A 20,579-nucleotide genomic window follows, 5' to 3' on the forward strand; every position below is an offset into this window, starting at 1 on the left:
CCCCGAGGCCGGCAGGCCACCACGACCCTACTGATCACCGTCCGCCTCGGCTTTTTTGTCTGGTGGTTTCAAGCCCTTCAGGGCTGATCCCAGCGCTACGGTGGCGATGTCGTGAACCTCGTCGGTGCGGGTCTCCAGCTGCGGGTACAGCAGCGCACCGCCAGGATGTGGCGGACCTCGTGCAGCAGGTCGCCTTGGGGCGGCTACTGCGCCACAATCGCGCAGGCGCCGCGCAGCCGGTCCGGCTTCTCCGACGAGGCCTGCGCGTTCTTCAACTTCTTCGCCCGGCCCGCGCCCGAGTTGGAGCAGCAGGCCGCCGGCGCCCAGGGCCCGGACCGACTGGACGGGCCGACCCTGGCCGCCGCACACGAGTACGGGCTGCTGCTCCAGGCCTACGAGCACCTGTTCTGGGACACCCCGGGCGTCATCGGCGCCCGAGCCCGGAGCGCCCCGGGCCCGCGGGGCCTCAGGCCTGCCAGTGCGGCTTCCCGCTGACCATCCGGCAGTAGATCACCCGGCCGCCGGCCTCGTGGGTGCTCTTGCCCAGGTCCGCGGTGCGGCAGAACTGCCCGGCCTCGTAGCAGTTGCCCGCGGCCGAGCGGATGTCGCACCCGGCGCCGGCCGCCGCCGGAGGCTCCGGGTCGGTCGGCGGCTGGGCGGTGGTCACCTTCGGCTGCGGCGCCTTGGTGACGGGCGGCTGCGCGGGGGCGCTCGGCTGGGCCGGAGGCGCGACGGGCGGGGGCGTGGCCACCGGCGCCGCGGGCGTCGGCTGGGCCGGCGGGCTGCTGACCGGGGCCGGGGCGGCGGGCGCCGCCGGCGGGGTGGTCACCGCGGTCGTGGTGGTGGTGACGGTCGGCGTGGCCGAGGCCGTGGCACCGCCGTCGGCCGCCGAGGGGTCGCACCCGGTCAGTGCCAGACCGACGGTGAGGACGAGTCCGGCGAATCCGGCCAGGCCGGCCCGACGGCGACCGGCTATCCGTGAAGGCATGGGAGGAGAACGCTCCGTTCCGTATGGATGAGTCGTGCGATTCAAGCAGGAACCGCACACGCACCGTCCACCGAACCCCCACTCGTTGGCAGATCGAGACCTTCCGGCCACCGGCCGGGCGCAACGGCCGAAACGCAGCAGCCGAAGACACTGGCCGGACAACCCGGCCGGACGCCGCGGCCGCCCGGCCGGCCCCGCCGATCGACCGTCAGCGCAGCCCCGCCGTCCGGCGCTCGAACACCTCGGGGCGGGCGGTCTCCAGTGCCGTGGAGACCGCGCCGAGGAGTACGGCCTCCTCCCCCAGCAGGCTCGGCGCGAGCGTCGGACGCATCGGGGCGAGCCGGTGCAGGGCCTGCTCCAGCGGTTCCAGGAGCAGGTCGGCGCTGCTGCCGATCCCGCCGCCCAGCACCACCAGGTCCGGGTCCAGGACGGCCGACAGCACGGCCACCGCGTAGGCGAGCCGCTCGGCCTCCCGCTCCACCGCCCGGACCGCCGCGGGCTCCCCGGCCCGGGCCCGCTCGAACACCTGCTTCGCCGTCAGTTGCCGCGTCGCGGACTCCCCGTCCAGCCCGAAGTCCCGGGCGGCACGCACCACGGCGTCCGCGGCGGCGTCCTGCTCGATGGTCGCGCCCGGCTCGCCGGGCCGCCCGGGCAGCGGGACCAGGCCGATCTCGCCCAGTGCGCCGTGCGCGCCGAGCAGCAGCTCGCCGTCCTTCACCACACCCAGCCCGAGGCCGGTGCCGACCAGCAGGTACGCGAACATCCGGCTGCCCCGGCCGGCACCCAGGGTGTACTCGCCGAGCGCCGCCAGGTTGGCGTCGTTGGCCACCGAGACGGCCGTTCCCAGGCCCTCCCCTATCCGGTCGAACAGTCCCGGCCTGCCCCAGCCGGGCAGACTGCTGGCGTAGCGCACCCCGCGCCGCTGCTCGTCCCACACCCCCGGGGTACCGATCACCGCGTGCACGATGTCCCCGGCGGCCAGGCCCGCCTCGGCGATCGCCTCGTGCGCGGCGGCGACCACGGCGTGCGCGACGGCGTTCGCCGAGCGGCCCCGGTTGGCGACGTCCCGGCGGGCGATCACCGTCCCGGCCAGGTCGGCCACCGCCACCCGCAGCCGGGCCCGGCCGATGTCCACGCCGAGCACGTGTCCGGCCGTCGGGTCGACCTCGTACAGCACGGCGGTACGGCCCCGCTCGGGGGCCAGTCGCCCGGCCTCCCGGACCAGGCCCGCCCGCTCCAGCTCGGCCAGGGCGGCCGAGACCGTCGGCTTGGACAGCCCGGTGTCCCGGGCCAGCTGGGCGCGTGAGGAGCCGCCGCCCGTGCGCAGCAGCTCCAGCAGGAGCCACTCGTTGTTGCTGCGCAGCCGCTGCCGGTTCCACGGCACCCCGGGGGCCCCGGCCGCCGGGCGACTGGTCGGCTGGTGGGGGCTCATCGGGTTCCTCCGGTCTGGGTGCTCGGGCACGGGCCGGGTCGGTACGGCCGGGTCGGTACGGCCGGGTCGGTACGGCCGGATGGGCCCGGCCCGGCCCGCGGCGTCCGGGGTCGGGCGCCGCCGCCCAAGTATGACCGGTGATCATCCGCCGTTCGCCTGCCGTATCCGTACGGCGGCGCGGATGTCCGCGCGGTCGGCCCCGCAGCCGCCCGGGCCGTCCGTTACAGCACCGTCTCCGGCCGGTCAACGTTTCACCCACCTGTGGGCGTGCCGCGCGCGGGCGCGTGATCATGGGCGTATGCACTTCCGGCACGGCAACCGAGCAGAGGGTCCGCGGCCCGCGACACCGGACACCCGGTCCCTGGCGGCGACCGCGGCGGCCCTCGCCGCCCGGCTCGGCGCGATCACCGGCGGTGACAGCGGCGGCGACACCGGCGGCGACGATCCGGAGCGGCTCCGCGAGGTCCTGGCCGCCGCCCCCGTCGGTGTCGCGCTGCTCGACGAGCGCCTGCGCTGGCAGTACCTGAACGCCGCGTTCACCACCGCCACCGGGCTGCGCCGCGCGGACCTGCTCGGCCGGGCCGCCGGGACCACCGCTTTCGCCGGGGCCCTCGGCATCCTGCGCCGGGTGCTCGCCGACGGGCTCGCCCGCGAGCACGCCACCGGAGGCCCGGACGGCGCGGGTGCCCCCGTGCCGCCCGGACTGCGGGTGCGCTACCGGGCACTGCGGCGCTCCGGGCGGACCACCGGGGTGGTCGTCGTCGTCCTGGACGACCCCGACCCCGCCCGCGACCAACTGCGCGAGCTGGAACGGGCCAGGGCCCGGCTCGCCCTGCTGGACGCCGCCACCGAACGGATCGGCACCACCCTCGACATCGCCACCACCGGCGCTGAGCTCGCCGCGTTCGCCGTGCCCCGGCTCGCCGAACTAGCCGTCGTGGACCTGCTGCCGCCCGAGGCCGAACCCGCCCGGGCCGGCCACGGCGCGCCCCAGCGGCTGCGCCGCGCCGGCGCCCGGTCCGTTCCCGCGCTGGCCGCCGCCCTCGCCGAGCTGCCCCGGTACGGAGAATCGATCCGCCACCGGGAGGGCTCGGCCGCCGCCCGCAGCCTGGCCGACGGCGTCGCCGTGCTCACCGAGCCCGGCCCCGAGGACGGCTGTCCGGCGGGGACGGCCTCGCTGCTGGTACTGCCGCTGGCCGCCCGGGGCCGCCTGATCGGGCTGCTCACCCTCGGCCGCACCGCCGCCGGCCCGGCCTTCACCCCCGACGAGGCCGCCCTGCTCGGCGACCTCGCCGCCCGCGCCGCCACCGCCCTCGACAACGCCCGGCGCTTCGCCCGCTCCCAGGAAATCGCCCTCGAACTCCAGCGGGCGCTGCTGAGCGAACCCGGCAACCCGCACCAGAACCTCGTCCTCGCTTCCCGCTACCTGCCCTCCGGGAGCGCGTCGGTGGTCGGCGGCGACTGGTTCGAGACGGTCCGGCTGCCGTTCGGGCGCACCCTGCTCGCCATGGGCGACGTCATGGGGCACGGCGTCGAGGCCGCCGTCGACATGAGCCACTACCGCTCGGCACTGCGCGACCTCGCCGGGATGGACCTGCCCCCGCACCGGATCCTGCGTCAGCTCGACAACATCATCTCCGCCGACGACTCCGCCCGCCCGGCCACCTGCCTCCTGGCCCTCGCCGACCCGGGCCGCGGCCGCTGGACCCTCTCCAGCGCGGGCCACCTGCCGCCCGCCCTGATCACCCCCGGCCGGCCGACCGAGCTGCTGCGCGTCCCCACCGGCCCGCCGCTCGGCACCGGTCTCGGCGGCTACGAGCAGACCGCCCACCCGCTCCTGCCGGAGCAGGCCCTGCTGCTCTACACCGACGGCCTGGTCGAGCGCCGGGGCGAGGACATCGACGTCTCGCTGGAGCGGCTCGCGGCGCTGCGGCTGCCCGCCGCCGGAGACCTCGACGACCTGCTCGACGCCGTCCTGCGCTCCCTCGCCCCGCCGCCGGCCCCGGCCGCCGAGGACGACATCGCGCTCCTGGTGGCCCGGCCCCGGCAGCGCTGACGGGCCGGGCGGCGCGCCCGCCTCCCCCGCGCTCCGGACCCGGGCGGCGCCCCGGTCGTCGAGCACGGGGCCCGGGCCGGCCCGCACCCACCCGTGCCGACGGCCGCACCGCTCGGGCTCACACCTTCGCCAGCGCCCGCGCGACGTCCGCCCAGATGTCCTCCGGGTGCTCGATGCCCACCGACAGCCGCACCGTCCCCGGCCCGATGCCCGCCGCCGCCAGTTCCTCGTCCGACAGCTGCCGGTGGGAGGTGCTGGCCGGGTGGATCACCAGGGTGTGCACGTCGCCCAGGGACGGTGCCAGCGAGGCGAGCCGGACGGACTCGGTGAACGTGCCGGCCGCCTTCCGGCCCCCGGCCAGGTCGAAGGCCAGGACGCCGCCGTGGCCGTCGGGCAGCAGCCGGCGGGCGAGGTCGTGGTCGGGGTGGGTGGGCAGGCCCGGGTAGTGGACGGCGGTGACCGCGGGGTGGGCGGCGAGCCGGCCGGCCAGGTCGAGCGCGGTCTCGCACTGGCGGCGGACCCGCAGGGCGAGCGTCTGCATACCGCGCAGGGTCAGCCAGGCGGCGAACGGGTCGGCGGAGGCGCCGAGTTCGAGCGAGCGCCGCCAGACCCGCCGGTGCAGCTCCGGGTCGGCGAAGACGGCGACCCCGCCGAGCACGTCCGAGTGCCCGCCCAGGTACTTGGTCACGGAGTGGATCACGATGTCCGCGCCGTGCTCGATCGGGCGGCACAGCAGCGGGGTCGCGAAGGTGTTGTCCACCACGCTCACCACCCCGGCCCGCCGGGCGACGGCGATCAGCCCGGGCAGGTCGGTGACCCGGGTGGTGGGGTTGGAGACGGTCTCCAGGAGCAGCACCCGGGTGCGGGGCCGCAGCGCGGCCGCCACCCCGGCGGGGTCGTCGCCGCTCACGTAGTCGACCTCGACGCCCCAGCGCTCGGTGAGGTCGGTCAGCGCGCCGACGGTGCCGCCGTACAGGCTGCGCTGGGCGATCACGTGGTCGCCGGCGCGCAGCAGGGAGAGCAGCGCGGTGTTGATCGCGCCCATGCCGGAGGCGGTGGCGAGGGCGCCGGTGCCGCCCTCCAGTCCGGCGACAGCCTGCTCCAGCGAGCGGACGGTGGGGTTGCCGAAGCGGTTGTAGAGGAAGGCGCCGTCCGGTCCGTCGTGGGCCCCGGCGAGTGCGTCGCCGGTGTCGAAGGCGAACAGGTGGCCCTGGTGCAGCGGGACGCCGAGTGGACGGCTGCCGGTGACCTCGGCGAGCGGCGGGTGGACGACCCGGCTCTCGGGGCGCAGCCCTTCGGGGCTCTCCTGGGTGTGGAAGTCGTTCATGGCGCCCATCCTCGGGCGGCCCCGGCACCCCGGCCAGGGCCAATCGGCGTCAAGTGGCCTGCCCCGGGCGGTCGTTCCGGCTCCGCCGCCCGGGGGGCGGCGGCGAACGCCCGGGTCGCGGCCGTGCGCGCTGCGCGGTGTACTCGGCCGGTGCACGGCCGGTGCACGGCCGGTGCACGGCCGACGGTGGCGGCCCGCGGCTACTTGCGGCGGCTGAAGATCCGCTTGGAGGCGTAGACGATCCCGACGATCAGCAGGACGACGAGCAGGATGAGCAGGATGACCACGACCAGCAGGAACTTGCCCAGCTTGGCGAAGAATCCCTTTTTCTTCTTCTTCTCGTCCTTGGCCGCGAGGTGCGCGACATCGGCGGCGGAGGAGGTGGCGGAGGTGGCGGCAACCGCGGAGGCGGCGCGCGCCTCCGTGCCGATCTGCGCGCCGCCGTCCGCGGCGGCGGCACCCCCGGGGGCTCCCGGATGCGCGGCGGCGGCCGCGAGGGTTCGGGGTGCGGCCACCGCCGCCGCGCCCGATGCCGCCGCGGTGAGGCCGGCGGCAGCCAGCAGGGCCACCAGGGCGCCGGCTATCGAACGTGCTATCCGATCAGTCATCGTGCTCCTCGTACGGGTCCGGAGCAGCGCGGAACAGCCGCTCTGACCAATTTCTCATGGTCTGACCAGCTGGTTTTCCCATCCGCGCCTAGTATGCTCCACTGAAGTTCTACAGCGGTGTAAAAGTTTAGCGACGGGTCACGCCCGGATCGGCTCCGGCCCCGGGCCACGCGAACCCGCCGCTTTTCGACGGGGGCTCGCGTGGCAACTGTGGAGGATGACGACGTGTCTGGCCGAAAGGGTTCCCCCGAAGCCGAGAATTCGCCGCACCGTGCGGGCGGACGCCGGGCCACCGGCCGGAGAACCGGCCAGAAGAACGACCGGAACCCGGACAGTGCGAGCATATCGGACGGTCGTTCAGCGGCCCGGGCGCGCAAGAAGCCCAAGCGCAGCACCAAGGAGAAGGTGCTCTGGGCGACCGCCGGCTGCACCGCGCTCGCCGTCCTCGGCGGCGCCGGCCTCTACTACCGGCTGAACAGCAACATCAACACCTTCGACGGCGACGCCCTCAGCAAGGACCGCCCGGAGGCCGCGACCCCGGACGCCCAGGGCCGCACCCCGGTCAACGTGCTGATGATCGGCTCGGACAGCCGCGGCAACGGCAACAGCGACCTGGGCGGCGGCGGGGACGGCGGCGCCCGCTCGGACACCGCGATCCTGCTGCACGTCTACGCCGACCACAAGCACGCCGTCGGCATCTCCATCCCCCGCGACTCCCTGGTCACCATCCCGCCGTGCAAGCTCCCCAACGGCAAGTGGACCAAGGAGCAGAGCAATGTGATGTTCAACAGCGCCTTCTCGGTCGGCGACAGCGACCAGGGCAACCCGGCCTGCACCCAGAACGCCGTCGAGAAGCTGACCAACCTGCGCGTCGACCACACCATCGTGGTCGACTTCAACGGCTTCGCCGCGATGACCAAAGCGGTCGGCGGCGTCGAGGTCTGCCTGCCGAACGACATCCACGAGGGGGACCTCAACCCCAACCTCGGCCACAAGGGGAAGCTGCTCTTCCCCAAGGGCAAACAGAAGGTCGAGGGCCAGGCCGCGCTGGACTACGTCCGGGTCCGGCACGGCATCGGCGACGGCTCCGACATCGGCCGCACCAAGCGCCAGCAGGCCTTCATGTCCTCCCTCATCAAGGAGGTCAAGTCCCGCGGCATGGACCCGACCACGCTGCTGCCGCTGGCCGACGCGGCCACCAGGTCGCTGACCGTCGACCCCGGCCTCGGCTCGGCCGCCAAGCTGCTCTCCTTCGCCATGGAACTCAAGGACGTGAACCTGCACGACATCAAGTTCCTCACCGTGCCCTGGCGCTACGAGGGCCCGCGGGTCGCCCTGGTGCACCCCGACGTGGACCAGCTGTGGGCCGCGCTCAAGGCCGACCGCACCATCGACGGCCAGGACGCGAGCGCCCCGGCCGACGCCGCCACCCCCTCCGCCCCTCCCGCCGCCGAGGCCGCGCCTGCGCCTGCCCCGGACGCCAAGGCCGCCGAGGTGAAGGTCTCCGTGCTCAACAGCACCGGCGAGTCCGGGCTCGGCGGCCGGGCCGCGGAGACCGTCAAGGGCGCCGGCTACACCGTCGCCGGCGTCGGCAACGCGGTCGGCAAGCCGCGCAGCACCACCGTCGTCGAGTACGGCACCGGCGAGCGCACCGCCGCCGAGGCGGTCGCCAAGCTGTTCCCCGGCGCGACCGTGCAGCCCGGCGGCCGGGGCGTCAGCGTCGTCCTCGGCCACGATTTCGCCGCCGCCAACCCCGCCGGCCCCGCCACCGCGGCCCCCGGCGGCGCCCCCACCGCCCCGGCCCCGCTGCCCACCAGCGTCAGCGGCGCCGCCCGCTCGGCCGACGACGATCCCTGCGCCAACCTCTCGTACGGCTGAGCCGGTCCGTCCCGCGCACACGACGGCGGGGCGCCTCCGGCCCGTCGCTCCGGGGGCGCCCCGCCGTCCTGCGGACGAGGTGTCAGCGTCTCGTCCCGCAGGACGGACAGAACGCGGCGCCGTCCGGGACGTCCTTGTGGCAGCTCGTGCACTGGACGGGCTGCGCCAGTCGGAAGCCGCAGCCGGGGCAGAACGGCGTGCCGTGGGTCTCGGTGCGGCACTGCGGGCAGACCAGCTGACGCGGCGCGGTGACGTCGAACTCGGCCCCGGACTGCTGACCGGACTTGTACGCGCGCTCGGTGACCGTGTCGTTGAGGCCGCGGTGCTGCGCCGCCACCGCCTCGGCCGCGGTGTCCGGGGCGCAGGTGTGGCACAGGCCCTGGGCCGGGTCGAAGCAGCGGCCGCAGACGTAGTGGGTGCACCGGGCGCAGCGGTTGAAGTGGGACTGGGCGTTGGTGATGGCCCGTTGGAAGGCCTCGTCCCGCGAGGTGCCCCAGGTCTGGCCGGCCAGACCGTCGGCGGCGTTGCTGATGGTGTTGGCGTTGCCGCCGATGAGGTTCCAGGCCGCGCTGACGCCCTTGCCTATCCAGCCCGCCATCTGGCCGGTCCGGAACGGCTCGAACGCCGAACGCCAGGTGTCCGAGCAGCGGTAGCAGGAAAACTCGAACTGGAAACCCGCGCCGGTGCCGTGCTGCTCGCACAGGTCGCGGTAGTTGCTGCTGAAGTAGATCTCCGAAGTCACGTCGTCCCCGGTCGCTAAGTGGCCTGTCAGCGGTCGATCCCAGGGACGACGGGGCCCGCCGAACGGTTCCACCGGGAACGCCCGACCGGCCTGCTCAGAGCCCGGACACCGGCAGCAGCAGCACCCGCGCCGGGTCGAACGGCTGCCAGAGCGCGGGCTGTCCGCCGCGGCCGATGCGCAGCCGGCACCAGCGCTGCCCGGCCGCGTCCTGCCACCACGCGCTGATCCGGCCGAGCGCCCAGCCGCCGTCCCCGAGGTCCACCTCGACCGGCTGGTAGACCCAGTGGACGTCCCGGGCCGCCGCTTCCGGTCCTGCCTGATCCGTTCCCGCCGGTTCCGGCCCCGCCGGACCTCCGGCATCCCCGGGGCTGCACTGATTCTCCATCACGGCTCCGCCTCCCGACCCGGACCCGGCCGCCGGGCGCCCCGCTCGGGGCGGCCGGCCGCCGGGCGTTCAGCTCACCTCCTGAACTCTACAGGCGTGTAGATGTCAGTGGGAGGAGTTCCGTCGAAGCCGATCGAACCCGATCGAAGCCGATCGGCCGGGTTCCGGGAGGGCGAGCCGGCCTCAGCGGTCCTTCCGCGCCGAGCGCCGCCGCTGCCACAGGGCGAGCGGCACGACGCCGGCCAGTGCGGCGGCCTCCGGCGCCGGCGGCGTCCCGAACGGCGCGCCGGCCGCGCCCGCCGCCCCGGCCGGCACCTTGTCGAAGGTGTCCGGGACCGGCAGCGTGGACCAGTCGGACAACGGCCAGGCGACCACGAAGGCCCGGCCGACCACGTTGTCCACCGGCACGAAGCCGTCGCCGGTCTCGTTGTGGTGCCACCGGGAGTCTCGCGAGTTGTTGCGGTGGTCGCCCATCACCCACAGCTTGTCCTTGGGCACGGTGACGGTGCCGACCGGGTCGTTGTCGCAGGGCGTCGCACCCGGGAACAGATACGGCTCGTCCAGCGCGACGCCGTTCACCCTCAGCGGCGAGCCCGCCTCGCACTCCACGGTGTCACCGCCGACCGCGATCACCCGCTTGATCAGGTCCTTCTCGTCCGCCGAGGGCATCAGGCCGACGGTGCTGAGCGCCTTCTGGACGGTCCCCATCACGGAGTCGCCCGAGGCCGTCGGCGTGCCCTCCAGCCAGCCGCCCGGATCGCGGAACACCACCACCTCGCCGCGCTCGGGCTTGGCGCCGAACCACGGGGTGAACTTGTCGACCAGCACCCGGTCGCCGATCGCGAGGGTCTGCTCCATCGAGCCGGAGGGGATGGAGAAGGCCTGTACGAAGAAGGTCTTGATCCCGAGCGAGAGCAGCAGCGCGACCACCAGCAGGATCGGCAGCTCCTGCCAGAACGGGCGCTTCTTCCGGGGGCGCTCGGCCTCCTCGTCGGCCGTCCCGGGAACGTCGGCGTTCCCGGGAGCGTCGGCCTTCCCGGAGGCGCCGCCCTCCCCGGGAGCGGCTTTCCCGGGAGCACCCGCGCTCCCGGGTGCACCGGTCCCGCCGGGAGCACCGGCGCCCGCGTCCGCACCCTCCGCCACCGCGCTGCCCGCACCCGACTCCGCCCGGCCGTACCCGGCCTCCGCACGCTCCCCGGCTCCGCCGCTCTCGCCGGACTCCGCGCTCTGCTGCACAGTCATTTCCTCGGCCCCTCCCGATGGCCTGGCGGGAGCCGGTAGGAAGACCCCCTGTCAGGAACGAACCTACCGAACAGAGGTTCCCGGGCGCGCCCTGACGTGGATGCGCTCCCCTTGCGGCCCGAACAGGCTGAGGAACTCCACCGGCTGCTGCCCCGCGTTGCCGAAGGCGTGCGGGGTGCGGGTGTCGAACTCGGCGGCCTCACCCGCCGTCAGCACCAGGTCGTGGGTGCCGAGGACCAGCCGCAGCCGTCCGGACAGCACGTACAGCCACTCGTACCCCTCGTGGACCTTCAGCTCCAGCTCGGGTCCGGCGTTCCGGCCCGGCGGCACAATGTGCTTGTAGGCGTGCAGGCCGCCCAGGTGGCGGGTGAGCGGGACGATGGTCTGGCCGTTCCTGGTCACCGGGCGCGGATGGATCCGCGGGTCGCCGGTGGCCGGGGCGCCGACCAGCTCGTCCAGCGGCACCCGGTACTCCCGGGCCAGCGGCAGCAGCAGCTCCAGCGTCGGCTTGCGCTGCCCGGACTCCAGCCGGGACAGCGTGCTGAGCGAGATGCCGGTGACGGCGGCCAGTTTGGCGAGCGTGGTGCCGCGCTCCCGCCGCAGCGCCCGCAGCCGCGGGCCCACCGTGGTGAGGACGTTCTCGAAGTCTTCGTCGGCCATGCCTGCCATTTGCCGGTACGGCAATGCCCATTGTCAATCCGGCACACGGGTGAGGCCCCGCCGCCACCCCCGCGGGCCACACTCCGAGCGCTCGCCCACGGCTCCGGCCTATCCTCCCGCCATGCGCATCCTCCTCACCCGGGACAGCGTCGCGGCCGGCGACGACGCCGACGCCCCGCACGCCGAGACCCTCACCCTCCCCGACCACCTGGACACCCCGGCAGCGCTCACCGCCCTCGGCCTCCCCCGGCCCCGGCTCCCGCTGATCGGCGGCGGCCGCGCCACCTGGGTGGTCCGCACCGCCGACGGCACCCCGCTGGCCGTCCTCGCACAGCAGTGGCCGCAGCCCCACCCGCTCCCGGCCGGCGACGGCCCGCTCGACCGCCTGGCCGGAACGGACGGCACCGTCCGGCTGCACGTCGAGTACCGGCGCCAACTGGACCCGGAGGCCGAGTACGAGCGACTGCTGCCCGGCTGATGTCTAAGGTCTGCCGTGGCCCCAGAGGAGGAAGCCGTGCACGTGCACCCACCGCGCGATCGGGTCGAACCAGTCGGTGAAGGCGAACAGCAGCAGGCTCACCGCCCCACCCAGCAGCAACCCCATCACCACGGCCGCCGTCATCATCCCCGCGATCGCCCGCATCCGGACCTCCTCCCCGCTCCCGGGGAAGGGTCCCCCTCCGATCCCGCGTCGGCACCGAACGTCCTTGGAACGAGGCCGAGTTGTCACCGTCCGGTGAGGAAAGCGGGATGCGGTGCCCACGCACGGAAGCGGCCCCGGGGGCGCGGGGCCCGGGTCAGCGGGGCCCGGGGCTCCGGCCTACAGCCAGTCCCGCTTCTTGAACACCAGGTACAGCCCGGTGCACACCAGCGCCATCAGCCCGATCGCGAACGGGTAGCCGAAGACCCACTTGAGCTCCGGCATCGTCTCGAAGTTCATCCCGTACACCGTGCCGATCAGTGTCGGCGCGAAGAGGATGGCCGCCCAGGAGGAGATCTTCTTGATCTCGTCGTTCTGCGCGTGCCCCGCCTCGGCGAGCTGCTTCATCTCCTCGTTCTGCCGCTGCGAGACCAGTGTCGCGTTGACGGTCAGGATGTTCTGGAGCATCTGCCGGAAGCCGTCCACCCGCTCGGCGGCGTAGGTGGCGTGGTCGGCGACGTCGCGCAGGTAGCGCTGGAGCTCCTCGTCGGTGCCGTACTTGCCGAACCCCGCCTCCAGGCTCTTCATGATCTCCAGCAGCGGGCGGGTGGCCCGCTGGAACTCGATCACCTCGCGGGAGAGCTCGTAGATGCGGCGGGAGACCTGCGGGTCGCCGCCGAACACCTCGGTCTCGATCTCGTCGATGTCGTGCTGGAGGCCGGCGATCACCGGCGCGTAGCCGTCGACCACGGCGTCCAGCACCGCGTACAGCACCGCTTCCGGGCCGAGCGCCAGCAGCTCCGGGTCGGCCTCCAGCCGGCGGCGCACCGCCGACAGGTCCGGGGCCTGGGAGTGCCGGACGGTGAGCACGAAGTCGGGGCCGACGAAGAGGTGGATCTCGCCGAAGTCGACCTCCTCCGCCTCGTCCAGGTAGCGGGCGGCGCGCAGCACCACGAACAGGGTGTCGCCGTAGCGCTCCAGCTTCGGCCGCTGATGGGCGACGATGGCGTCCTCGACGGCCAGCTCGTGCAGGTCGAACCGGTCGGCGGCCTCCAGCAGTTGCGCCTCGGCGGGACGGAAGAGGCCGATCCAGGCCATCGTGCCGGGCCGGTCGGGCAGCGTGCGGTAGATGTCGGCGAGGTCCGTGGGCGCGTCCGTCCGGCGGCCGTCCCGGTAGACGGCCGCGTCCACCACGGAGCGTTCCAGCGTCACCGGCTCGACGGGCTGGTCGGGCCGGGGGTCCATCGAGTGCTCGGGCGCGGGCTGGGTGTCCGTGGGCCGGACGACGGAACGGGAGAACGGACGCTTGCTCGCGCGCACGGCGCGCACACGCCAGTCGGACATGGCGGGACCTCCACGGTGGATGCCCGGCCGCCGCAAGGGGACACGGCGGACCGGAGGCGCCCGGCCGGCCGCCACGCGCACGGCGCGACCGGCGGCGCCTCGCCGGGAGGACGAGGTCAGTGCCGCGCGGGAGCCGTACGGGAGGAGGTGTGCCGGGGGCCGCGAGTGGTGCGGGACAACCGGGGGCGGGGCCGACTTCGACCCGTACTACTGCACTCCACGGCCCTCACCTCCTCGCCTCCGCGCGCCTGCGCACCGGGAGGGGCGCCAGCACAATCCCGTCGAGTCTAGTACCCGCACGACCCGGGCCCCGACCGGGGTTACGGCCGGGGTCGCATCCAGGGCCCGCCGTGGCCCGTGCCCCCGGACCGTGTCCGCGCCCGCGCAGGCCGCCCCCGCGCACGCCCCACGCACGCCCCGCGGGCCGTCCGGTGCCGCCGTGCGCCGTCAACGGCCCCACTGGGCAGGGCTGTTCATCGGCAGCGAAGTGATCACAGGGAGGCGAGCACGCCACTACGCTACGTGTCATGACTTCTTCGGACAGGGCCCCGGGGCGGGGTACGGCAGTGGTGATCGGCGGCGGGCTCGCGGGAATGGCGGCCGCGTGGGCACTGCGCGGGTTCGCCGAGCGGATCGTGGTGGTGGAGCGGGACCGGTACCCGGCGGGGGCGGAGTTCCGGGCGGGGGTGCCGCAGGGCCGGCACGCGCACCTGGTGCTGGAGGCCGGGCACCGGCTACTGGAGGAGATGATGCCCGGCATCAAGCAGGAGCTGATGGCCGCGGGCGCGCAGCGGGTGGCCGCCTCGGACGTCAAGTGGCTCTGCTCCGCCGGGTGGCTGGCCGAGTACCCGGCGCAGGTGGGCTTCCTCTCCTGCACCCGGTCGCTGCTGGACTCGTTCGTGCTGGACCGGGTCCGCGCCCATCCCGCGATCGAGTTCCTGGAGGGCACGGACGCGGTCGGACTGCTCGGCACGGCGACCGCGGTGACCGGGGTGAAGGTCCGCGAGCGCGGCCAGGAGCGCGGCGAAGTCCGGGAGATACCCGCCGAGTTGGTGGTGGACGCGACGGGCCGCTCGACCTCGGTGCCGAAGTGGCTCGCCGAGCTGGGCTGCCCGCCGGTGCCCGAGGAGCGGGTGGACGCGGGCGTCGCGTACGTCTCCCGGATGTTCCACCGCCCGGACGGGTCCGAGACCGTCGGCCGGGCGGCCTACCTCCAGACCAAGGCGCCGGACGCGCAGCGCATGGGCGTGCTGCTGCCGGTCGAGGGCGACCGCTGGATCGTCAGCCTCGCCGGGATGCGCGGCGCCGAGCCGGCGGCCGGCGAGGAGGGGTTCACCGAACACCTGCGCCTGCTGCGCGACCCGCTCCTGCACGAGATGCTGCGGGACGCCGAACCCGCGGGCGAGGTCCGCGGCTTCCACCCCGGCCCGGGCGTGCGCCGGCACTACGAGCGCAGTTGCCCGGACGGGCTGGTGGTGGTCGGCGACGCCGCGAGCACCTTCAACCCGGTGTACGGGCAGGGCGTCACCGTCGCGCTGTTCTGCGCCCGGGAGCTCCGCCGCACCGCGAAGCGGCACGGCGGCATCGGACACGCCACCGCCCGGGCCGCACGGCGCGCCGTCGCCGTGGCGTCCAAGATCCCCTGGGTGATCTCCTGCGCCGAGGACGCCCGTTTCCCCGCCACCACCGGCGCGCCCTCGGGCGCCCTGATCGGGCTCCAGCACAGCTTCTTCGACAAGGTGCTGGCGGCCAGCACCTTGGACACGGCGGTCACCGCGGTGTTCCACGAGGTGATGTCGCTGGTGGCGCCCCCGTCGGCGCTGTTCCGGCCGTCGGTGCTCGCGGCGGTCCTGCGGGCCTGAGGCAGGCACCGGAGCCTTCCGGGCACCGGCGGGGTGTTTCACCGGGGCGTTCCGGGCACCGGCGGGATGCCCCGGGCGCCGGCGGGATGCCCCGGCGCTACTCGCCGAGGTGCGCGGCGACGTACGGCAACGCCACCTGTTCCAGGCCGCGCCGGCCGAAGGCGGGGTGGACGTTGACCTCGAAGACCACGCCGCCGCTCTCGGCGGCGAGGTCCACCCCGGCGAGGTCGAGGCCCGTGGAGGCGGCCGCCGCGATGGCCGACTCCGCGAGTCCGTCCGGCAGTTCGGTGTAGTCGAGCAGCGTGGAGACGGCCCCCCGGCTCTCGTTGCAGGGCGCGTCCGGGTCCGCCTGGACGTGCTCGACGACCCGGACCACGCGCCCCTGCAGCACCACCACCCGGTACTGGTGGCGGCGCCCGTCCGGGAGGAGGTTCCGGGCGTCGCGGGCGATCAGCCAGTCCGCGCCCGCCCGGGCGTAGTGCCGTGCGGCGGCGTCGAGCTGAGCGCGGGTGGTGAGGTGGAAGACGTCGTCGCCGCCCATCCCGATGCAGGGCCTGGCCCAGACGTCGCCGCCGAGTGCCGCGAAGGCGTCGACGGCGGCCTCCGGGCTCGGCCTGGAGAGCGCGATGCTGGGCATGTGCGGCACGCCGTCCCGGACGAAGCTCGCGACCGTGGCGTCCTTCTCGGTGGCCGCCCGCCACGCCTCGGCGTCGGTACCGAGCGAGCGGGCGCCGAAGCCGCGCAGCCGCCGTTGGCAGTCCTCGAACGCGCGGCGCCGGTGCGGCGGGATCTCGTAGACGATCACGGTGTCGGCGGTCACCGCCCGGCCGCCCGCCTCCAGCCGGATTCCGCCCGCGTCGTCGGCCTCGATCAGCCCGCTGCCGCCGGTCATGAAGTGCCGGGCGTCCAGCTGGACGGGTTCCCGGCCGGTCAGCGTCCGCGCGGCGGCGGCGAGCACCTGCCGGCTGCCTTCGGTCGAGCTGTGGTCGGTCAGGAGTACGAGATCGCGTCGGCCCATGCGGACATGCAAGCGATTGCGCCGCGACCATGACAAGGAGGCCCCATGCGCCATCCGCCTCCGGCATGGCCGAAACCGAACCGCCCCGGGCGGAGGGGGTGGCACCCGGGGCCCCGCCGCGGCCGACCACCCCGCACCGCCCCGTTAATTCGGATGCGTCCGGTCCACCCCTCCCACTACTGTGGCCCCATGTCTACGCCCCGAATTTCCTAGCCGACGGACCGCTTCCACGCCACCCGTCTGTTCGCTAGCCGTTTCGGAGCGTTATCCCGTGATCACCACCCGCGGTGTCGACGTGCGCGTCGCCGCCCGCCTCCTGCTGTCCGACGTCACCCTGCACATCGCCCCCGGCGACCGGATCGGCCTGGTCGGCCGCAACGGTGCCGGCAAGACCACACTGCTCGCCACCCTGGCCGGGCAGCTGGCACCCGCCGCCGGCACCGTCACCCGAACCGGAGCCGTCGGCTACCTCCCGCAGGACTCCCGCGCCGCCGACCCGTCGGTCACCGTCACCGACCGCATCCTGTCCGCCCGCGGCCTGGACACCGCCGTCCGCACGCTGCGCGCCGCCGAGGCGGCGATGGCCCGCGCCGGGTCACCGGCCGAGGAAGGCCGGTCGATGGACGCGTACGTCCGGGCCGAGGCCGGGTTCCAGTCCCGCGGCGGCTACGCCGCCGAGGCCGAGGCGGCCCGGGTCGCGGCCGGGCTCGGCCTGCCCGCCCACCTGATGGGCTCGCCCGTCGGCACGCTCTCCGGCGGCCAGCGCCGCCGGGTCGAGCTGGCCCGCATCCTGTTCGCCGACCACGGCACCCTGCTGCTGGACGAGCCGACCAACCACCTGGACGCCGACTCCGTCGCCTGGCTGCGCGGCTTCCTCGCCACCCACCAGGGCGGGCTGGTACTGATCAGCCACGACCTGCGGCTGCTCGCGGAGACCGTCAACCGGGTCTTCCACCTGGACCCGCAGCGCGCCACGATCGACGTCCACAACACCGGCTGGGAGACCTACCTGACCCAGCGCGCCGCCGACGAGCGCCGCCGCACCCGGGAGCGGGCCAACGCCGAACGCAAGGCCGCCTCCCTGCACGCGCAGGCCGACCGGATGCGGGCCAACGTCGCCACCGCGACCACCGCCCGCAGCATGGCCCGCCGGGCCGACCGGATGCTCGCCGAACTCGAACCCGTCCGGCAGGCCGAGCGCACCGCCCGGATCCGGCTGCCCGAGCCCGCCCCGTGCGGCCGGATGCCGCTCGGGGCGATCAGCCTCGCCAAGTCCTACGGCGGCCGGCCGGTGCTGACCGGACTGGACCTGGCCGTGGACCGCGGCAGCCGGCTGGTCGTGCTCGGCCCGAACGGGGCCGGAAAGACCACCCTGCTGCGCGTCCTGGCCGGCCGGGAGACACCGGGCTCCGGCCGCATCGTCCCCGGCTCCGGCCTGCGGCTCGGCTACTTCGCCCAGGAGCACGACACCCTCGACCCGGCACTCAGCGTGCGCGACAACCTCGCCGCGGCCGCACCCGGCCTGACCGACGGCGAACTGCGGCACGTGCTCGGCGCGTTCCTCTTCCGGGGAGACGACGCCGACAAGCCGGCCCGGGTGCTGTCCGGCGGTGAGAAGACCCGGCTCGCCCTGGCCGCCCTGGTGCACTCCGGCGCCAACGTCCTGCTGCTGGACGAGCCGACCAACAACCTCGACCCGGCCTCCCGCACGGAGGTCCTGACGGCGGTGGGCAGCTACCCGGGCGCGATCGTGATGGTCACCCACGACCCCGGCGCCATCGAGGCCCTCCGGCCCGACCGCGTTCTGCTCCTGCCGGACGGCGACGAGGACCTCTGGCACGATGCGTACCTGGACCTGGTCGCACAGTCCTGAGCGTCGACGCCGGCCCGCCGGGCCCCTGCCCTGCGCGCCGGCGTCCGGTGGGCCGGCTACGGCTTGCACGCTTCGATCAGGAAGCGCGCCGAGCGAGCCACGAACGGCCCCTCGGCCCGAATCCGGGCATCCAGCTCGCACAGCCGGTCCCGGTACCCGGCCACGGTGAAGCCCGGGACCATCCAGATCACCTTTCGCAGGAAGTACACCACCGCGCCGATGTCCCGGAACTCCATCCGCAGCCGCTCGGACCGCAGGTCCACCACCTCCAGCCCGGCCGCCCGCGCCTCGGCGCTCTCCCGCTCGGGGCGGCGGCCCTCGCGCGCCTCCGGCTGCGGCCCGAGGAAGTACTCGACCAGCTCGAAGGCCGACGCCGGGCCCACGTGCTGGGCGAAGTACGTGCCGCCGGGGCGCAGCACCCGGGCGATCTCCGTCCACCGGGCCCGCACCGGGTGCCGGCTGCTGACCAGGTCGAAGGCCCCGTCGGCGAACGGCAGCGGCGGCTCGTCGGGGTCCGCGACCACCACCGCGCCCAGCGGGTGCAGCAGGTCGGTGGCGCGGGCCACGTTGGGCGGCCAGGACTCGGTGGCCGCGAGCACGGGCGGGCGCCCGCCCAGCCGTACGGCGCCCGCGAGCACCTCGCCGCCACCGGTCTGGACGTCCAGGGCCGCGGTCGCCGTGCCCAGCCGCCCGGCCAGCAGCCGCTGGTAGCCCCAGGAGGGCCGCTCCTCGGTGGCCCGGCCGTCCAGCCAGGAGAAGTCCCAGCCGTCCACGGACACGGCCTCGGCCTCGGCGATCAGCTCTTCGAAGGTGCGCATGTCCGCATCATCGCGGCGACGATGCCCTCCGGCCAGCGGATTTCGCGCCCGGACCGTCCCCCGACCAGTTGAGCTCTTTGCCCAAGGCCGCAGCCTGAACCGGAATATGAAGATCTTCTTCTTTCGGATCACGCCGGGCGGGCGTCGCCGGAGCACGCACCTCGACGGCTTGTCGTCGGTCGCCGATGCTCCGCGTGGACTCCCCCCTCCGCACCGCGAATGCACGCATGCCAACGACGCCCGCTGATCCGACGTGACCGGAACGAGGAGAACCCAGGTGGTCCTGCCGATGACCCGCCGGGCGGGGTCCGGCGGGTCGGCGTCCTTGTCCTTGACGTGCGAGTCGGGGACCGCCGGCCCGTACACCTGGCGCATCGGGAGCACACCGCCCCAGGCGTTGCCGTGGTCCCGGTCCCAGTCCTGCTGGTTCTCGTGCTCCGGCTCGGCGGCGTGGTGCCGCTTGACGTTCACCGTCGCGTCCTCCGTCAGGCTGACGGAGAGGACCTCGGTGGCGGGGATGTGCTCCCCGTCCGAGTCCAGTTCGCCGCCCTTGCCGCCCTTGCCGTCCTTGATCGGGCGCAGTTCGGGCCACCGGCCCGGGATGACCTGGTTGCTGAGCGCCTCGAACGCCTTCGCCCGGTCCGCCGGATCGACCTTCCGCGCGATGCCGTCCACCACCACGGAGCGGTAGTTGAGGGAGGTACTGATCGCCGCCCGACGATGAGGCCGTCGAGCAGGGTGACGGCCAGGCAGACGTGGACCCCGGCGTCGTTCCACAGCTGCCGCAGCGAGGGCGCCAGCTCGGCCTGCGGCGGCCAGTAGATGGAGCCGTGCAGATAGAGGCGCCGCTCGTCCCCCTCCTCGTGGTACGCGTAGACCATGGACACGCACCTCGGCCCGCCCGTTTCGGGGTCGACGTGGGCGAGGGTGCAGACGTAGCCCTGCTTGAGGACGGCTGTGGCCGCCGCCAGGTCGGCCGTCTCACCCCCTCCTCGCCGGCCCGTCGTCCGCCGGGGCCCGCAGCACGGGCCCCGACGGAAGGGCACGCCGAGTCGATCACCACCTCCCCGAGCGGCGTCCCACCCCCGCGGCTTCCAGGAACTCGCGCCGCCGGCGACCCGAACGCGTCTCGGGGCACCTGTCGAACTCGGCCGCAGACGATGCCTATCAGCCAGACTCGCATCACTCCGTCACCCATCCGCGCACGCTCCGGACGCGCTGCGGCACTCCCCGCGCCGGGCGTGCACTTCGAGGCTCGTGAGGCAAGGGCGTTGGTGCGGGCTGCCGTTGTGGCTGCGGCATGCCCGGGTGGGCCTGGCTGCCCTGGACCCGAGCACCGATCCGCCCCGGCCCGCCTGGCTGGACGACCAGTGGGGCGTGCGGCTCGGCGCGCTGGAGAACCTCACCGACGGCCTGATCGGCTACACCAGCGGCGACGACCGCACCACCCTGCACACCGTCCACCTGCCGCCGGACGCCCCGTCCTACCTGACCGGCCTGACCTGGACCGCCTCGCACGGCGCCGCCTGAAGCTCACCGGGTCGCCAGGACCACACGTCCCGGTCCCACCAGCTGCCCTCCGGCAGCTCGACCGCTCCGGCGACCGGCCCGGCCGGCGGGGGGTGGCGGGGGCCGGGGGCGCCCCGGCCGCCGCGGGCCGGGCGCCGGCGGCGCAGCCCGGGGGACGGCGCCGAGCGCGGGGAGTG

At 74.7% G+C, this 20,579-nt stretch carries 19 protein-coding genes and 1 pseudogene; 7 read left to right on the forward strand and 13 right to left on the reverse strand.

Going from position 1 to position 20,579, the window contains the following annotated elements; translation table 11 throughout:
• Positions 1-111 precede the first annotated feature (111 nt).
• Positions 112-495, forward strand: coding sequence for a hypothetical protein (locus ACWGJO_RS05930; protein ID WP_452182344.1), 384 nt, complete (start codon positions 112-114; stop codon positions 493-495).
• Here the strand turns inward: ACWGJO_RS05930 and ACWGJO_RS05935 are convergent.
• Both ACWGJO_RS05935 and ACWGJO_RS05940 read right to left on the reverse strand, forming a co-directional pair.
• The gene (locus tag ACWGJO_RS05935) at positions 467-988 is read right to left on the reverse strand and encodes a hypothetical protein (protein ID WP_452182345.1); all 522 of its coding nucleotides are present in this window, start codon (positions 986-988) and stop codon (positions 467-469) included. The genes ACWGJO_RS05930 and ACWGJO_RS05935 overlap by 29 nt on opposite strands.
• 208 nt (positions 989-1,196) lie before the next feature.
• Positions 1,197-2,420, reverse strand: coding sequence for an ROK family transcriptional regulator (locus ACWGJO_RS05940; RefSeq protein ID WP_387687665.1), 1,224 nt, complete (start codon positions 2,418-2,420; stop codon positions 1,197-1,199).
• Positions 2,421-2,718: 298 nt separating this feature from the next.
• Here ACWGJO_RS05940 and ACWGJO_RS05945 point away from each other — a divergent pair, with 298 nt between their 5' ends.
• Positions 2,719-4,476: a SpoIIE family protein phosphatase gene (locus tag ACWGJO_RS05945; protein WP_452182346.1), complete on the forward strand. Its 1,758-nt coding sequence runs from the start codon at positions 2,719-2,721 to the stop codon at positions 4,474-4,476.
• Between the two features lie 118 nt (positions 4,477-4,594).
• On the opposite strand, the gene ACWGJO_RS05950 is transcribed toward ACWGJO_RS05945, so the two are convergent.
• Together ACWGJO_RS05950 and ACWGJO_RS05955 are read right to left on the reverse strand one after the other, a co-directional pair.
• Positions 4,595-5,803, reverse strand: a complete 1,209-nt coding sequence (locus ACWGJO_RS05950) for a trans-sulfuration enzyme family protein (protein ID WP_452182347.1) — start codon at positions 5,801-5,803, stop codon at positions 4,595-4,597.
• Positions 5,804-6,003: 200 nt separating this feature from the next.
• The gene (locus ACWGJO_RS05955) at positions 6,004-6,411 is read right to left on the reverse strand and encodes a hypothetical protein (RefSeq protein WP_452182349.1); all 408 of its coding nucleotides are present in this window, start codon (positions 6,409-6,411) and stop codon (positions 6,004-6,006) included.
• Between the two features lie 405 nt (positions 6,412-6,816).
• Between ACWGJO_RS05955 and ACWGJO_RS05960 the strand changes: the two genes are divergently transcribed.
• A complete protein-coding gene (locus ACWGJO_RS05960; RefSeq protein ID WP_452182350.1) occupies positions 6,817-8,289 on the forward strand; it encodes an LCP family protein in 1,473 nt (490 codons plus the stop codon).
• Positions 8,290-8,371: 82 nt separating this feature from the next.
• Here the strand turns inward: ACWGJO_RS05960 and ACWGJO_RS05965 are convergent, their stop codons facing one another.
• The 4 genes from ACWGJO_RS05965 to ACWGJO_RS05980 form a co-directional block, all read right to left on the reverse strand.
• The gene (locus tag ACWGJO_RS05965) at positions 8,372-9,031 is read right to left on the reverse strand and encodes a double zinc ribbon domain-containing protein (RefSeq protein ID WP_452182352.1); all 660 of its coding nucleotides are present in this window, start codon (positions 9,029-9,031) and stop codon (positions 8,372-8,374) included.
• A gap of 94 nt (positions 9,032-9,125) precedes the next feature.
• Positions 9,126-9,419, reverse strand: coding sequence for a hypothetical protein (locus tag ACWGJO_RS05970; RefSeq protein ID WP_452182354.1), 294 nt, complete (start codon positions 9,417-9,419; stop codon positions 9,126-9,128).
• A 180-nt stretch (positions 9,420-9,599) separates the two neighbouring features.
• Positions 9,600-10,658, reverse strand: a complete 1,059-nt coding sequence (gene lepB / locus ACWGJO_RS05975) for a signal peptidase I (protein ID WP_452182355.1) — start codon at positions 10,656-10,658, stop codon at positions 9,600-9,602.
• A gap of 63 nt (positions 10,659-10,721) precedes the next feature.
• Positions 10,722-11,318 carry a helix-turn-helix domain-containing protein gene (locus ACWGJO_RS05980; RefSeq protein WP_359900727.1) on the reverse strand — a complete coding sequence of 199 codons (597 nt, stop codon included), beginning with the start codon at positions 11,316-11,318 and terminating at the stop codon, positions 10,722-10,724.
• 121 nt (positions 11,319-11,439) lie between these two features.
• Between ACWGJO_RS05980 and ACWGJO_RS05985 the strand changes: the two genes are divergently transcribed.
• Entirely contained in the window at positions 11,440-11,796 is a 357-nt protein-coding gene (locus ACWGJO_RS05985) for a hypothetical protein (RefSeq protein WP_452182356.1), read from the forward strand.
• Positions 11,797-11,799: 3 nt separating this feature from the next.
• Here the strand turns inward: ACWGJO_RS05985 and ACWGJO_RS05990 are convergent, their stop codons facing one another.
• Positions 11,800-11,961: a hypothetical protein gene (locus tag ACWGJO_RS05990; RefSeq protein ID WP_452182357.1), complete on the reverse strand. Its 162-nt coding sequence runs from the start codon at positions 11,959-11,961 to the stop codon at positions 11,800-11,802.
• Positions 11,962-12,138: 177 nt separating this feature from the next.
• On the reverse strand, positions 12,139-13,302 hold the full coding sequence (locus ACWGJO_RS05995) for a magnesium and cobalt transport protein CorA (RefSeq protein WP_387687645.1): 1,164 nt from the start codon (positions 13,300-13,302) through the stop codon (positions 12,139-12,141).
• A 527-nt stretch (positions 13,303-13,829) separates the two neighbouring features.
• On the opposite strand from ACWGJO_RS05995, the gene ACWGJO_RS06000 reads away from it, so the two are divergent.
• Positions 13,830-15,164 carry an NAD(P)/FAD-dependent oxidoreductase gene (locus ACWGJO_RS06000; protein ID WP_452182358.1) on the forward strand — a complete coding sequence of 445 codons (1,335 nt, stop codon included), beginning with the start codon at positions 13,830-13,832 and terminating at the stop codon, positions 15,162-15,164.
• A 97-nt stretch (positions 15,165-15,261) separates the two neighbouring features.
• Here the strand turns inward: ACWGJO_RS06000 and ACWGJO_RS06005 are convergent, their stop codons facing one another.
• Positions 15,262-16,182 (reverse strand): ATP-grasp domain-containing protein, encoded by a 921-nt coding sequence (locus ACWGJO_RS06005; RefSeq protein ID WP_452182359.1) that lies wholly within the window; start codon positions 16,180-16,182, stop codon positions 15,262-15,264.
• 271 nt (positions 16,183-16,453) lie between these two features.
• On the opposite strand from ACWGJO_RS06005, the gene ACWGJO_RS06010 reads away from it, so the two are divergent.
• Positions 16,454-18,055 carry an ABC-F family ATP-binding cassette domain-containing protein gene (locus tag ACWGJO_RS06010; protein WP_452182360.1) on the forward strand — a complete coding sequence of 534 codons (1,602 nt, stop codon included), beginning with the start codon at positions 16,454-16,456 and terminating at the stop codon, positions 18,053-18,055.
• 56 nt (positions 18,056-18,111) lie between these two features.
• Here the strand turns inward: ACWGJO_RS06010 and ACWGJO_RS06015 are convergent, their stop codons facing one another.
• Both ACWGJO_RS06015 and ACWGJO_RS06020 read right to left on the reverse strand, forming a co-directional pair.
• A complete protein-coding gene (locus ACWGJO_RS06015) occupies positions 18,112-18,873 on the reverse strand; it encodes a class I SAM-dependent methyltransferase (RefSeq protein ID WP_452182366.1) in 762 nt (253 codons plus the stop codon).
• 582 nt (positions 18,874-19,455) lie between these two features.
• A pseudogene (locus ACWGJO_RS06020) lies at positions 19,456-19,764 on the reverse strand (pyridoxamine 5'-phosphate oxidase family protein); the annotation flags it as partial.
• 417 nt (positions 19,765-20,181) lie between these two features.
• Between ACWGJO_RS06020 and ACWGJO_RS06025 the strand changes: the two are divergent.
• Positions 20,182-20,403: a hypothetical protein gene (locus tag ACWGJO_RS06025; protein ID WP_452182361.1), complete on the forward strand. Its 222-nt coding sequence runs from the start codon at positions 20,182-20,184 to the stop codon at positions 20,401-20,403.
• Positions 20,404-20,579: the final 176 nt, after the last annotated feature.

The sequence above is a fragment of the Kitasatospora sp. NPDC054795 genome, from assembly GCF_053611565.1.